Consider the following 12,854-nt stretch of genomic DNA (forward strand, 5'->3'; position numbering starts at 1 on the left):
ATCATTCAAACTTATTCACCTCAAGGAGACTCCAATGTTGAATAATAAAGTAAAATCCCTGATTGCAGCCGCAGCGCTGGCCTTTCCCGTCTGTGCACCCGCACATGCGGACCTGTCCGATATCCTGTCTGAAGGCGTGATCAAAATCGCTGTCCCTGAAAGCTTTGCGCCTTTTGGATCGCTTGGCATTGAAGGCGAACATGTTGGCTATGATGTCGATGTGGCGAAACTTTTGGCCGAAAACCTCGGTGTTGAACTTGAGATCGTGCCCGTTGTGTCCAAACAACGCATTCCGTTCTTAGAGACAGAACGCGTTGATTTGGTGATTTCGTCTTTGGGTGCCAACCCTGAGCGTGCGAAATCCATCTGGTTCTCGGCCGCCTACGCGCCCTTCTACTCTGGTGTGTTCGCATCCGATGACACGGTGATCAGCACGGCTGCCGATCTGTCTGGGCTGACCATCGGTGTGACCGGCGGCAACTTGGAAGATCTTGAACTGTCCAAAATCGCGCCTGAAGATGCGAAAATCGTTCGTTTCGGCGATGATGCGGCGACCTTGTCTGCCTATACATCTGGTCAAATCGACGTGCTGGTCACAGGCAACACAGCCGCAGCGCAGTTGACCGTTGACCACCCAGAGATCAGCATCGCCACCAAAATCATCCTCAAAGAAAGCCCTGCGTTCATCGGCGTGAAAAAAGGCGACTTTGATCTGCTGCAATGGGTCAACGTCTTTATCTTGCACAAAAAACTGGGCGGTGAATTGGACGCGATTTCCCAAGAGTGGTTCGGTCAACCGTTGCCACCACTGCCAACATTCTAAGACACTGAATTCCATCAAGAGAAGGCCCCGCATGTCGGGGCCTTTTTGCTGTGCCGTGGTGCCTACAACAGTTGCGGTCCAGCGCCGCGGGCCGCCACCTGATCGTTCTCGTTGTAAAGTTTGCACTTTTTCATAGACAGGCATCCGCAGCCGATACAGCCTTCCAAATTATCGCGTAGCCGTTCTAAGGATGCGATTTTTGAATCCAGCTCTGCGCGAAATTCCATGGCGATCTTGCGCCAATCGGCTTCGTTCGGCGTGCGGTTTTCCGGCAGGTCCGCCAGCAGTTCACGAATACGGGCGATGGAAAACCCAAATTTTTGCGCCGCGATGATAAAGGAAATCCGCCGCAGCGCCATGCGCGCATATCGCCGCTGCCCGCCTGCATTGCGGTTCGCTTGCAGCAATCCTTCAGATTCGTAATAGCGTAACGCCGAAACCGCGATGCCAGTGCGCAGGGCGACTTGCCCGATGGATAGTTCTTTTGCGAGTGCCATAAATAAACCTTGACCTAAAGTTAGGTTTAACAATTACACAGGCTCTATAAACGCACAACAGCAATGTTTAGGAGAGCCAAATGACACAGGTAAAATTGGAACACGTGAACGTCACCGTCAGTGATTTGAGCGCCACAGTGGATTGGATGGAATTCGTTTTCGATTGGAAAATCCGCTGGCATGGCCCGTCTATTCACAACGGCAAAACTGTTCATGTAGGCGGCGATGACAGCTATCTTGCGCTTTATCAGCCGCCCACAGATCCCACGCCCCCCGTGGACAGTTACCGCAGCATAAATGGCCTCAATCACATCGCCGTGGTGGTGCCAGATTTGGATGTGATCGAGCAACGCGTGCGCCATGTCGGGTTCACCCCGTGCTCGCATGCAGACTACGAACCCGGACGCAGGTTTTATTTCGATGATGCAGATGGCATCGAGTTTGAAGTGGTTCAATACGATTGATCCAGTTCTGGGTGGCGCAAGTGGGAAAGGCCGATTAACCTGTCGATCAAATTTATGGGCCGCTTTGGCCAAATCGCAGGGACCCGCATATGTCATTCACGCTTGCCACTTGGAACATCAACTCAGTCCGCCTGCGCGAGCCGCTTGTGCTCAAGCTTTTGTCCGAGCAAGGCCCCGACGTGTTGTGCCTGCAAGAGTGCAAATCCCCCGTTGATAAAATCCCGCTCGAGGGCTTTCACGCGCTGGGCTACACCCACATGGTAGCGCGCGGGCAAAAGGGCTATAACGGCGTGGCTATCCTGTCGAAACTGCCGATTGAAGATGCGGGCGGCGAAGATTACGCCAGCTTGGGCCATGCGCGCCACGTTGCGGGCAAGCTTGAGAACGGCGTGACCATCCACAACTTTTATGTGCCCGCCGGTGGTGACAAACCCGATCGCGAGATCAATGAAAAGTTCGGTCAAAAGCTCGATTACCTCACTGAAATGCGTGACGCCTTTCATGCCGCAAAGCTTGAAAAATCGATACTTGTGGGCGATTTGAACATCGCGCCGCGCGAAGACGATGTTTGGGATCACAAAAAGATGCGTAAAATCGTATCGCACACAGAAATCGAAATCGAACATCTGGTGCAAACTCAAGAGGCGGGCGGCTTTGTCGATATCACGCGCCAAGATATTCCGGACGGGCTGCTGTACAGCTGGTGGTCGTATCGCGCCAAAGATTGGGACGCGGCCGACAAAGGCCGTCGTCTGGATCACATCTGGGGCACATCCGACATTTCAAAAGCCGCGCATTCCAGCCGCGTTTTGCGCGACGCCCGCGGATGGACACAGCCGTCTGACCATGCGCCCGTGTTTGCCACCTTCGACCTTTAATTCTGCGTTCAACAAGCGCATATAAAGGACAAGCAAAGTTAGAGGAGAGACCCAGATGATTGAACTCGGGACACCCAACGCCCCCACTGCGGGCGCGCATATTATCGACATCACCCAAGACACCTTTATGGCAGAAGTCGTTGAGATGTCGAAAACGGTCCCTGTGATCGTCGACTTTTGGGCGCCTTGGTGCGGCCCGTGCAAAACGCTTGGGCCGGCTTTGGAAGCGGCGGTCAGCGCCGCCGACGGCAAAGTGCGCATGGTCAAAGTCGATGTCGACCAAAACCAAATGCTTGCGGGGCAGATGCGGGTGCAATCGATCCCGACTGTTTTCGCATTCTGGCAAGGCGAGCCGATCGATGGGTTCCAAGGCGCGCTGCCGCAATCTGAAATCGATGCCTTTGTCGCCAAGCTGACAGACCTTGTCGATGACGGTGGTTTGGATGCGGCAGTCGAGGCCGCAGATGAAATGTTTGAGGCTGGCGAGATTGACGACGCGGCTGAAACCTATGCGGCAATCTTGGAAGAAGACCCCAAAAACGTCGGCGCGTTTGCAGGTTTGGCCAAATGCCACATCGCGCAAGACGCACTGGATGAGGCCGAAGCGGTTTTGAACGGCATGCCAGCTGAGATTTCCGAAAATCCAATGATCGAGGCTGTATTTGCGCAAATCGCTTTGGCGCGCGAGGCCGAAAACGCGGGCCCTGTGGCCGATCTGACCGCCGCTGTTGCCGCTGATCCTGCCAATATGCAAGCGCGACTTGATTTGGCCACAGCCCTGCACGCAGAGGGTCAAGTCGAAGAGGCCGTAGATGCCCTTTTGGCGGCCTTCAAACAAGATCGCGATTGGAATGAAGGCGCTGCGAAAGAGCAATTGTTCAAGATTTTCGATAGCTTGAAGGCCAATGATCCGATTGTTTTGAACGGGCGTCGCAAATTGTCATCAATGATATTTGTCTGATCGGGATGGCGGGCTACCTCATGGGTATGAAAAATTCAAATGATCTGCCTTTGGCGCTGCCCGTCTTTCCGTTGCCCGGTGCGCTTTTGCTGCCGCGCACCCCTTTGCCGCTGCATATTTTCGAGCCTAGATATTTGCAAATGGTCGAGGACTGCATGAAAACCCCCGAACGCCTGATCGTGATGGCGCAGCCGCGCGGCGGCGCCGCAGGTGATCGCTTAAATGCCATCGGTTGTGCGGGGCGTTTGACGGGGTTTAACGAGACCGATGATGGCCGCTATATGATCACGTTGACTGGCATTTCGCGCTGTCGTATTGGCGATGAAATCGACGGATTTGTGCCATATCGGCGCGCATTGATTGACTGGTCAGGCTTTGATCGCGATCTTGGCGGCTCGGAACGCGACGCAGGTTTGGATCGAAAAGCCCTATTTGCGCTGTTGCGTCGGTACTTTTCCGCAGAAGAGTTTGACGTCGATTGGGACGGTTTGGCAGGGGCCTCGGATGAGGTTTTGATCAACTCCATTTCGATGCTTTGCCCTTTTGACGCGGAAGACAAACAAGCCCTGCTCGAAGCCCCGTCTTTGTCGACACGCCGAGAAACGCTTGTAACATTGATGGAATTTACCTTACGTGGCGGCACCAACGAGGACATGATGTAATGACACCTGATACAATCCCTTTTGATCGCAGAATGCTTGAAGCCTTGGTCTGCCCGCACACGCGCGGTGTTCTATCCTATGACGCTGAGGCCCAAGAACTGGTGTCCAAAACCGCAGGTCTGGCCTATCCCATTCGCAACGGCATTCCGATTATGCTGATGGACGAAGCACGGCGTTTGGACGACTGATCCGCGCTTAAAGCGGTTTGCCCTGCATCAGTTTGGGCAAATCTCCACTGACACCGGCCGCCTCGCGCATCGCTGCACGGCGCAGACTTGGCAGGGCGTTCACCACACCCATCCCGATGTCGCGACCCAATCGCAACAGCGGGTTGTCGTTTGAAAACAACCTGTTGAACCCATCGGTCATCGCAGCTTGCGTGGTGACATCAAAGCGGCGCCATTGCTGATAGCGCATCAATACATTGATGCGCCCGATGTCTTCGCCGCGCCGATGGGCGTCAACCAAGGTCTCAGCCAGCGCACCAACGTCTTTAAAACCTGCGTTCAAACCTTGCCCCGCGATGGGGTGCATCCCGTGGGCGGCATCGCCAACCAAAGCCACGCGGTCGGCGGCAAAAACATTGGCCAAAGTCAGGCTCAGCGGATAGGTGAACCGCTTGCCCGCCAAAGAAATCTCACCCAGAAAATCGCCAAAGCGCGGACGCAAAACGTCCAAATAATCCGCATCGGACAGCGCGTGAATATCGGCGGCCACGCTGGTTTTTTCGGTCCAAACAATCGAACTTTTGTTGTCAGGCAAAGGCAAAATCGCCAAGGGGCCAGCGGGCATGAAATACTGATGCGCGCAGCCCTCATGGGGCAATGCATGCGCAATGGCGCAAACCAAAGCGGTTTGATCATAGCCCCAACCAGTGCGCGCAATGCCAGCGCGCTTGGCCGTGCCAGAGGTGCGCCCGTCGCAGCCCGCAATCAATGCGCCTGATAGAGTGGCCCCATCATCCAAGGTCAAATGCGCGCCCAAAGGGTCAACGCTTTGCGCGGCCACTGTGCCGTTGATTTGGGTGATACGCGGATGTTCGGCCGCTGCATCCAGCAAAGCGCGACGCAAAAAGCGATCCTCTATCATAAACCCAACAGGTCCGTCGTCGGTCTCGGCGTGATCAAATTCCAACATAAAAGGCGCAGGGCCGTCGCCTGCTTTGCCGTCGGTGACTTTGACATCCAAAATCGGCTGGGCTTTGTCGCGCACAACATCCCAAACACCCAAAGCTTGCAGCAATCTTTGCGACGACACAGACAAGGCATAGCCGCGTCCGTCAAATCCGCCGCCCGCCAGCGTAGAGGTGCTGATACGGTCGATGATGGTCACGTTTAAGCCAGCGTTTGCAACCGCCAAAGCCAAGGCTGGGCCGTTGAGGCCGCCGCCTACAATCAGGATGTCATTTGAATCTGTCATGCCGTCAATATGGCGCGCAATGCGGGATTGTCCATGCGTGTTTGTGCCGCTAGCTTGGGGAAAATGACACCGATGATACTCAGACGATAATCAAGCGACAAAGGGGCTGTTCATGTCCGATATTTTCAAAAAATCCATGTGCGAATTGGGCCGTCATATTGGGGCAGGCGCGCTCGACCCACTCGACATCACGGCGCAATATCTGGATGCTGCCGAGGCGCATGCCTGCGGCCCGCGTATTTACGCGCGTCTGACGCGTGAGCGTGCGCTGAGTGAGGCTGCGGCCGCCAGCAAACGCGCCAAAACCGGCACGCGGCGCGGGCTTTTGGACGGTGTGCCTGTGTCTTGGAAAGATCTGTTCGACACCGCAGGCACAGCGACCGAGGCTGGGTCGGGTTTACTGGAAGGGCGCGTGCCGACCGAGGACGCCGAGGTGGTGCGCCGCGCCACCGAGAGTGGCCTTGTGTGCTTGGGCAAAACCCATATGAGCGAATTGGCGTTTTCAGGTTTGGGTCTCAATCCTGTGACCGAGACCACACCCTGCGTGAACGATGCGGCGGCGGTGTCTGGCGGGTCGTCGTCTGGGGCGGCGGGCTCTGTCGCGTTTGAATTGGCCCCCGGCGCGATTGGCACCGATACAGGCGGATCAGTGCGTATTCCTGCGGCGTGGAATGATTTGGTGGGGTTGAAAACGACCTCAAACCGCCTGCCGCTCTCCGGCGTTGTGCCGCTGGCGGAATCCTTTGACACCGTTGGTCCATTGGTCAAAACGGTTGAGGACGCCGCCGAGGTGTTTGCGATTTTGGATGGCACGCCAGCGCCCAATCTGCGCGACGCGTCGCTTAAAGGCAAACGCCTGTTGATGCTGGAAACCGTGGCTTTTGATGACATTCGCGAGGCCCCTTTGGCAGGGTTTGAGCGCGCAGTGCTGCGTTTGCAAGACGCAGGCGCTATCATCGAGCGCGGATCGGTGGATATGATTGAACGGGCCATGGCTCTGTCGGGTATTTTGTTTCCGGCTGAGGCTTATGGCACATGGCGCGATGTGATCGAGGCCAATCCAACCGTGATGTTTCCGCCCATTTTGGACCGTTTCCGTGCAGGTGGCACCGTTATGGCGGCGGATTACGTCGATGCGTGGCGCAAATTGCAGATGTATCGCGCAGAGTATCTGGCCGCCACCGCAGGCTATGACGCGGTGATCTTGCCCACTGCGCCGATTTTGCCGCCCAATATGGACCGGCTTTTGAGTGACAACGATTACTACGTGACCGAAAACCTATTGGCGCTGCGCAACACGCGTATTGGCAACTTGATGGGGCTGACGGGGTTGACCCTTCCAACGGGTGTGCCGTCTACGGGTATTTTGCTGCAAACACCGCCCAATACCGAACATCAACTGCTGTGTTTGGGGGCCGCAGTGGAGCGCGCCTTGGCCTAAAAGTCACAGGTTCGGACGGCAGGCATTGAAACGAGACGTCTTTTTCTGGACCGTTTGGCTTGAACGCGGTATCGTGCCTTAAAACAAGCGGGCAAAATGATCCGCGAAGACGAGGCAGTAGTAACAATCATGACGTTTCCAGAGCGGTTTTCGAACCTGCCTGAATATGCGTTTCCGCGCTTGAGAACCCTTCTCGATGCGCATGCGCCAGGCGGTGAGATCATACATATGACCATCGGCGAACCCCGCCATGCGATGCCCGATTTTGTCGGGGAAATCATGATGCAAACCGTTGATCTGTTTGCGAAATACCCCGCCAACCATGGCACGCCAGAACTGCTGGACTCGATTGCCGGATGGATCAAGCGTCGCTTTGATGTGGCGGTCGATCCTGCGACCCAAATCATGACGCTCAATGGCACCCGCGAAGGCTTGATGAACGCCTGTATCGCGCTTTCGCCGGAAACAAAGCGCGGCAAAAAACCTGTCGTTTTGATCCCCAATCCGTTCTACCAAGTCTATGCAGTGGCCGCCGCCACGGTCGGCGCGGAACCCGTTTTTGTGCCCGCGACCGCGCAAACGGGGTTTTTGCCAGACTATGCGGGCCTGCCCACCGAGATTTTGGACCGCACGACTGTGGTCTATATTTGCAGCCCGTCAAACCCCCAAGGGGCCGTGGCGCCGCGTGATTATTTGTGTGACTTGATCGCTTTGGCAGAAAAGCACGACTTCACGATTTTCGCTGACGAATGCTATTCCGAGATTTATCGCGGCGAGGCCCCCGTGGGCGCGCTTGAGGCGGCGCAAGACATCGGCGCAGACCCTGAGCGGGTGGTGATTTTTCATTCTCTGTCTAAGCGCTCTAACCTTCCGGGGTTGCGCTCTGGCTTTGTGGCCTCTGGTCCGAAAAATATCGAACAGATCAAACAGTTGCGGGCTTACTCTGGCGCGCCTTTGCCTTTGCCTATCCAAGCGGTATCTGCGCGGGCTTGGGCTGACGAGGCCCATGTGGCCGCATCGCGGGCGCTTTACGTTGAAAAACTAGACCTCGCCGATGAGATCTTTTCTGGCATCGATGGAGCAAGCGCTCCGCAAGCCGGTTTCTTTTTGTGGCTTCCTGTGGAAGACGGCGAAAAAGCGGCTTTAAAATTGTGGACTGAAACAGGTGTGCGGGTTGTTCCGGGCGCCTATTGGTCACGAGATGTTCAGGGGCACAACCCTGGCAAAAATTACATTCGGGTCGCTTTGGTGGCCCCAAAAACAGAGACACAGCACGGGCTTACAACGCTTCGTGACTGTTTGTACGGTTGAAAGAGGCGAAAATGGCATCCTATCAGGCACGTGGTCGCGACCCACTTTTTGACAAAAACACCCAAGCGCTTTTAGAACGCAGGGGACGAGAACTTGTGGGCATCGGACTGTTGCTTTGTGCTGTGATCATGGCCTTGATGTTGGGGTCGTACATGCCTGAGGACCCCAGTTGGTTGTCGGCCACCGATGCGCCGGTGAACAATATCTTGGGGCATTTTGGCGCCACGATTGCCTCGCCGTTGATGATCATCGTTGGCACGGCTTCTTGGGGTATTGCCGCTGTGTTCGCCGTTTGGGGGGTGCGTTTCATCACTCATCACGGGGCTGAACAGTCTTTGTCGCGTGTGGTGTTCGCGCCGATTTCGATTGCATTGATTGCGATCTATGCCTCGACATATGCGAGCACTTCGGCCCAAAGCTACGGCGGATTGTTTGGAGACACCGTGCTGGCTGCTTTGATTCAAATCTTCCCGCTGAGCCCTGCTTTGGCACTAAAATCATTGGCTTTCATAGCTTCCTTTGCGGCCGTTGCGATGATGTTGTTCGTCTGTGGCTTTACCCGCCATGAGCTGAGTAAAGCTGGGCGCTTTATGCTGTACGGGCTGGTTGGTGTTTATGCTTTGATTTTGCATGTGACGGGCATGGCTGCGCGCGGGTCTGTCGCGACAGGCCAACGTATCGCAACGACAGCGGCTGAACGCCGCGCCGACAAAAAGCGCATTTTGGCGGAAAATCAGGCTTTGTTCGAAGAGGATCAGGTCGTTGCCCCGCGTGTTGTGCGCGCAGGGGTTCATCAAGACAATGTTGAGGACCACATAGTCCCGACAGAATATTCCGAAAAGTCCGGCCTGTTTTCCAAAATGCCAACCCTGTTGAAACGGTCCCAAGAGGTGCCGTTACAGCCGGAACTGGTTGAGCCAGAATTGGCACCAGAACCTGATATGGGCGGCGGTTTTGATGATCGTGTCCGCAGTAAGATTTCGAATGTCGTGAATGCGCGTGTGCGTGCTGGGTCGCGCGCGATTTCCACAACAGGTGGGCGGATTGAGCCACCTTTATCTGCCGCACAAGCAGCCGTTGCGAAATACAAAAAAGGTCCCAAGCCGATGATTATTTCGCAGCCTGCGCCTAAGGTTGCCGCTGAGAATGATATAGGATTTGAAGACCCATTGGCTTATGCGGATGACGCGCTCGCCTATACAGATGACGGTTATGATGGGGGCTATGATGTGGCGCCCACCGATTACGCGCCGATGGATTATGACGACGATATCGCGCTGGATACGCCTGATTACGTTACGCCAAATGCAGCACGTTTCGAGCCTGCGGTGGCCGTACCAGAGTCAAAACGCGTTGTGCAACATCCAGTGCGCAAGCCTGCGGTGAAGTCGAAACAAGCGCAAGCCGAAGCCCAGCCGACGTTGAAATTCGATCCAAAAGAAGCGGTTTACCAGTGTCCGCCTTTGTCGCTGCTGGAAAGCGCCGACACAGTTGAACGGTTTACGCTGTCTGATGATGCCTTGGAAGAAAACGCGCGTATGTTGGAAAACGTGCTGGATGATTACGGCGTCAAAGGCGAAATCGTGTCCGTGCGTCCGGGGCCGGTTGTGACCATGTACGAACTTGAACCTGCGCCCGGTTTGAAAGCCTCGCGCGTCATTGGCTTGGCTGACGATATCGCCCGCTCTATGTCTGCACTGTCTGCGCGTGTCTCGACTGTGCCGGGTCGCACTGTGATCGGGATCGAGTTGCCGAATGAAAACCGCGAGAAAGTCGTCTTGCGCGAAATCCTATCGGCGCGTGATTTTGGCGACAGCAACATGAAGCTGCCGCTGGCTTTGGGCAAAGACATCGGTGGCGATCCCATCGTGGCCAATCTTGCCAAGATGCCTCACCTATTGATTGCGGGGACGACGGGTTCTGGTAAATCTGTGGCGATCAACACCATGATCTTGTCGCTGTTGTACAAGCTGACGCCGGATGAATGCCGGATGATCATGATCGATCCGAAGATGCTTGAGCTGTCCGTTTATGACGGCATTCCGCATCTGTTGTCGCCGGTTGTGACCGATCCGAAAAAGGCTGTTGTGGCGCTGAAATGGACCGTCGCTGAGATGGAAGATCGCTATCGCAAGATGTCTAAACTGGGCGTGCGTAACATCGATGGCTACAATGGTCGCGTGAAAGAAGCGCTGGCCAAGGACGAGATGTTCTCGCGCACTGTGCAGACCGGTTTTGACGAGGAAACCGGTGATCCGATTTTCGAGACCGAAGAGTTCAAGCCCGAAACCATTCCGTACATTGTTGTAATCGTTGACGAGATGGCCGACTTGATGATGGTGGCGGGTAAAGAGATCGAGGCCTGCATCCAACGTTTGGCGCAAATGGCGCGGGCTTCTGGCATTCACATCATCATGGCGACACAGCGTCCGTCTGTTGACGTGATCACCGGTACGATCAAGGCAAACTTCCCGACACGGATTTCGTTCCAAGTCAGCTCGAAAATCGACAGTCGCACGATTTTGGGCGAACAGGGTGCTGAGCAACTCTTGGGTATGGGCGACATGCTTTATATGGCGGGCGGATCGAAAATCACCCGTGTGCACGGACCGTTTTGTTCGGATGAAGAGGTCGAGAAAATTGTCTCTTACCTCAAATCCTACGGTCCGCCGTCTTATGTTGGGGGCGTGGTCGAAGGCCCGCCTTCTGACAAAGAAAGCAGCATCGATGCTGTGCTGGGTCTGTCCACTGGCGGCAATACAGACGTCGAAAATGCGCTTTACGACACGGCTGTGGCCATCGTTATCAAAGATCGCAAATGTTCGACCTCCTACATCCAGCGCAAACTGGCGATTGGCTATAACAAAGCCGCGCGTCTTGTTGAGCAAATGGAAGACGAAGGCTTGGTGTCACCGGCCAACCATGTTGGCAAACGCGACATTTTGGTTCCCGAGCAATAAGGTTCTTAGACCAGAGCGTGCAGTAAGCAGTTCAGGGTGTGATGTGCAGATCTTTGCTTATCACGCGCCCTTCCGGTTTATGTGATCAATTCTAGGATGTTTTGGTGCGCAAAGCGGCGTATATTGAGAGTATGAAAACACTTCGTTTCGCACTTGCGCCCGTTATCGCGTCTATTTGTTTGGCCCTTCCAGCGGCGGCAGAAAAACTGTCATTGAATGAGCTGTCCACCTATATAAATTCGCTTGTCACGGTTCAGGCCGATTTCGTTCAAAAGAACGATGATGGTTCTACGGCAACGGGTGTACTGACGCTCAAACGCCCGGGTCGGATGCGTCTGTCTTATGGCGGTGAAAATGATCCTTTGGTGCTTGGCTCTGGTGGGCAGGTGGCCGTGTTTGATCCCGGCTCTAACGAACCGCCCCAACGATTTCCCATGTCTCAGACGCCCTTGTCTTTGATTTTGGAACAAAATGTTGATCTGTCGCGGGCGAAAATGGTCGTGTCCCATACCGAACAAAATGGTGACACAGTTGTGCGCGCCCAAGATCCTGAGCATCCAGAATACGGGTCCATCGATTTGATTTTTGGGGATACACCGGTGTTGAAGGCTTGGGTTATTCACGATGAAGGCGGTGGGTCGACCACGGTTCAGCTGACCAAAATGCGTCTGGGTGGAACGGTACGAGATGCCGAGTTTAACATCAGAGCTGAAGCGCGCCGCAGGGGCACACCTATCGAGTGAATCGGCGCATGCTTTGCCTCACCCTGTGTCTCATAGGCGTGAGGCAAAGCGCATTAGATTTTGTGGCAGGACTTCAGCTGAACATAATAACTGCTGGACCTTGAAGCCGTTGCAGCGGCCACGCGCACAAGCCAAGATTTGGCTCTGTAGCTGCCGCGGGCATAGCCGCTGCGACCCTCGTGATAAGCTAAATATTGTGCCCGTGCGTCTGTTTTTGAAATCCCGAGGCGCTTAGTGGATTCAGCCATGTACCACCCCATAAAATCAGTGGCGTCGTTGATCCGGTCACGTTTGGCACCAAAGCGGCGCTGGTCTTCGCGGTACTCATCCCATGTCGCATCAAGCGCTTGCGCATAACCATAGGCAGAGCTTTGGCGACCCATTGGAATCACGCCCAGCACAAACCGATACGGCGTGCGTGCGTTGCCGATGAATTTACTTTCTTGGTATAACACTGCCATCTGCACGTTTACGGGCACGCCCCATCTGCGCTCTGAGGCTTTCATGGCCTTCAAATAAGCGGGGCGTTGTTTAACGATTGAACAGGCGTCGTCGAGATTGCGTGGTGCCGAAAAATTACCGCTGCCACAGGCAGCGACCAGCACCAACAGTGCCATCGCGCGAAGACCTTTTCTCATAACTGCTCTCATGTGTTATTTTTTACAACCATACCGCGTTTTGGGCGCTCCGTAAAA

At 55.0% G+C, this 12,854-nt stretch carries 13 protein-coding genes; 10 read left to right on the forward strand and 3 right to left on the reverse strand.

Annotation, left to right across the window (positions count from 1 at the left end):
- Nucleotides 1–34: 34 nt before the first annotated feature.
- Nucleotides 35–823, forward strand: coding sequence for a transporter substrate-binding domain-containing protein (locus WNY38_RS13150; protein ID WP_342857804.1), 789 nt, complete (start codon nt 35–37; stop codon nt 821–823).
- A gap of 62 nt (nt 824–885) precedes the next feature.
- Here WNY38_RS13150 and soxR read toward each other — a convergent pair whose 3' ends face one another.
- Nucleotides 886–1,320 carry a redox-sensitive transcriptional activator SoxR gene (soxR, locus tag WNY38_RS13155; protein ID WP_342857805.1) on the reverse strand — a complete coding sequence of 145 codons (435 nt, stop codon included), beginning with the start codon at nt 1,318–1,320 and terminating at the stop codon, nt 886–888.
- Between the two features lie 80 nt (nt 1,321–1,400).
- On the opposite strand from soxR, the gene WNY38_RS13160 reads away from it, so the two are divergent.
- The 5 genes from WNY38_RS13160 to WNY38_RS13180 all read left to right on the forward strand — a co-directional run bounded on the left by WNY38_RS13160 (nt 1,401) and on the right by WNY38_RS13180 (nt 4,473).
- A complete protein-coding gene (locus WNY38_RS13160) occupies nt 1,401–1,784 on the forward strand; it encodes a VOC family protein (protein ID WP_342857806.1) in 384 nt (127 codons plus the stop codon).
- 89 nt (nt 1,785–1,873) lie between these two features.
- Nucleotides 1,874–2,662 (forward strand): exodeoxyribonuclease III, encoded by a 789-nt coding sequence (locus WNY38_RS13165; RefSeq protein ID WP_342857807.1) that lies wholly within the window; start codon nt 1,874–1,876, stop codon nt 2,660–2,662.
- 55 nt (nt 2,663–2,717) lie between these two features.
- Complete coding sequence (locus WNY38_RS13170) at nt 2,718–3,623, forward strand: co-chaperone YbbN (RefSeq protein ID WP_342857808.1); 906 nt, start codon at nt 2,718–2,720, stop codon at nt 3,621–3,623.
- 26 nt (nt 3,624–3,649) lie between these two features.
- The gene (locus WNY38_RS13175) at nt 3,650–4,285 is read left to right on the forward strand and encodes an LON peptidase substrate-binding domain-containing protein (protein ID WP_342857858.1); all 636 of its coding nucleotides are present in this window, start codon (nt 3,650–3,652) and stop codon (nt 4,283–4,285) included.
- Nucleotides 4,285–4,473 (forward strand): Trm112 family protein, encoded by a 189-nt coding sequence (locus WNY38_RS13180; protein WP_342857809.1) that lies wholly within the window; start codon nt 4,285–4,287, stop codon nt 4,471–4,473. The genes WNY38_RS13175 and WNY38_RS13180 overlap by 1 nt, the downstream gene beginning before the upstream one ends.
- 7 nt (nt 4,474–4,480) lie before the next feature.
- Here the strand turns inward: WNY38_RS13180 and WNY38_RS13185 are convergent, their stop codons facing one another.
- Nucleotides 4,481–5,704, reverse strand: a complete 1,224-nt coding sequence (locus WNY38_RS13185) for a UbiH/UbiF/VisC/COQ6 family ubiquinone biosynthesis hydroxylase (RefSeq protein WP_342857810.1) — start codon at nt 5,702–5,704, stop codon at nt 4,481–4,483.
- A gap of 112 nt (nt 5,705–5,816) precedes the next feature.
- Between WNY38_RS13185 and WNY38_RS13190 the strand changes: the two genes are divergently transcribed.
- The 4 genes from WNY38_RS13190 (at nt 5,817) to WNY38_RS13205 (ending at nt 12,159) form a co-directional block, all read left to right on the forward strand.
- Nucleotides 5,817–7,145: an amidase family protein gene (locus tag WNY38_RS13190; RefSeq protein ID WP_342857811.1), complete on the forward strand. Its 1,329-nt coding sequence runs from the start codon at nt 5,817–5,819 to the stop codon at nt 7,143–7,145.
- Between the two features lie 129 nt (nt 7,146–7,274).
- Nucleotides 7,275–8,456, forward strand: a complete 1,182-nt coding sequence (locus WNY38_RS13195) for an aminotransferase class I/II-fold pyridoxal phosphate-dependent enzyme (RefSeq protein ID WP_342857859.1) — start codon at nt 7,275–7,277, stop codon at nt 8,454–8,456.
- 11 nt (nt 8,457–8,467) lie between these two features.
- Nucleotides 8,468–11,416 (forward strand): DNA translocase FtsK 4TM domain-containing protein, encoded by a 2,949-nt coding sequence (locus tag WNY38_RS13200; protein WP_342857812.1) that lies wholly within the window; start codon nt 8,468–8,470, stop codon nt 11,414–11,416.
- A 131-nt stretch (nt 11,417–11,547) separates the two neighbouring features.
- Complete coding sequence (locus WNY38_RS13205; RefSeq protein WP_342857813.1) at nt 11,548–12,159, forward strand: outer membrane lipoprotein carrier protein LolA; 612 nt, start codon at nt 11,548–11,550, stop codon at nt 12,157–12,159.
- A 53-nt stretch (nt 12,160–12,212) separates the two neighbouring features.
- Here the strand turns inward: WNY38_RS13205 and WNY38_RS13210 are convergent, their stop codons facing one another.
- Nucleotides 12,213–12,797 (reverse strand): lytic transglycosylase, encoded by a 585-nt coding sequence (locus WNY38_RS13210; protein WP_342857814.1) that lies wholly within the window; start codon nt 12,795–12,797, stop codon nt 12,213–12,215.
- Nucleotides 12,798–12,854 lie beyond the last annotated feature (57 nt).

This window comes from Pacificibacter sp. AS14 (assembly GCF_038899935.1).
GTDB lineage: Bacteria > Pseudomonadota > Alphaproteobacteria > Rhodobacterales > Rhodobacteraceae > Celeribacter.

What these genes read in the sequence shown, in the direction of transcription:
- WNY38_RS13150 (WP_342857804.1), top strand. Translation starts at nt 35, where the DNA reads ATGTTGAATAATAAAGTAAAATCCCTGATTGCAGCCGCAGCGCTGGCC.
- soxR (WP_342857805.1), bottom strand. Translation starts at nt 1,320, where the DNA reads ATGGCACTCGCAAAAGAACTATCCATCGGGCAAGTCGCCCTGCGCACT.
- WNY38_RS13160 (WP_342857806.1), top strand. Translation starts at nt 1,401, where the DNA reads ATGACACAGGTAAAATTGGAACACGTGAACGTCACCGTCAGTGATTTG.
- WNY38_RS13165 (WP_342857807.1), top strand. Translation starts at nt 1,874, where the DNA reads ATGTCATTCACGCTTGCCACTTGGAACATCAACTCAGTCCGCCTGCGC.
- WNY38_RS13170 (WP_342857808.1), top strand. Translation starts at nt 2,718, where the DNA reads ATGATTGAACTCGGGACACCCAACGCCCCCACTGCGGGCGCGCATATT.
- WNY38_RS13175 (WP_342857858.1), top strand. Translation starts at nt 3,650, where the DNA reads ATGAAAAATTCAAATGATCTGCCTTTGGCGCTGCCCGTCTTTCCGTTG.
- WNY38_RS13180 (WP_342857809.1), top strand. Translation starts at nt 4,285, where the DNA reads ATGACACCTGATACAATCCCTTTTGATCGCAGAATGCTTGAAGCCTTG.
- WNY38_RS13185 (WP_342857810.1), bottom strand. Translation starts at nt 5,704, where the DNA reads ATGACAGATTCAAATGACATCCTGATTGTAGGCGGCGGCCTCAACGGC.
- WNY38_RS13190 (WP_342857811.1), top strand. Translation starts at nt 5,817, where the DNA reads ATGTCCGATATTTTCAAAAAATCCATGTGCGAATTGGGCCGTCATATT.
- WNY38_RS13195 (WP_342857859.1), top strand. Translation starts at nt 7,275, where the DNA reads ATGACGTTTCCAGAGCGGTTTTCGAACCTGCCTGAATATGCGTTTCCG.
- WNY38_RS13200 (WP_342857812.1), top strand. Translation starts at nt 8,468, where the DNA reads ATGGCATCCTATCAGGCACGTGGTCGCGACCCACTTTTTGACAAAAAC.
- WNY38_RS13205 (WP_342857813.1), top strand. Translation starts at nt 11,548, where the DNA reads ATGAAAACACTTCGTTTCGCACTTGCGCCCGTTATCGCGTCTATTTGT.
- WNY38_RS13210 (WP_342857814.1), bottom strand. Translation starts at nt 12,797, where the DNA reads ATGAGAAAAGGTCTTCGCGCGATGGCACTGTTGGTGCTGGTCGCTGCC.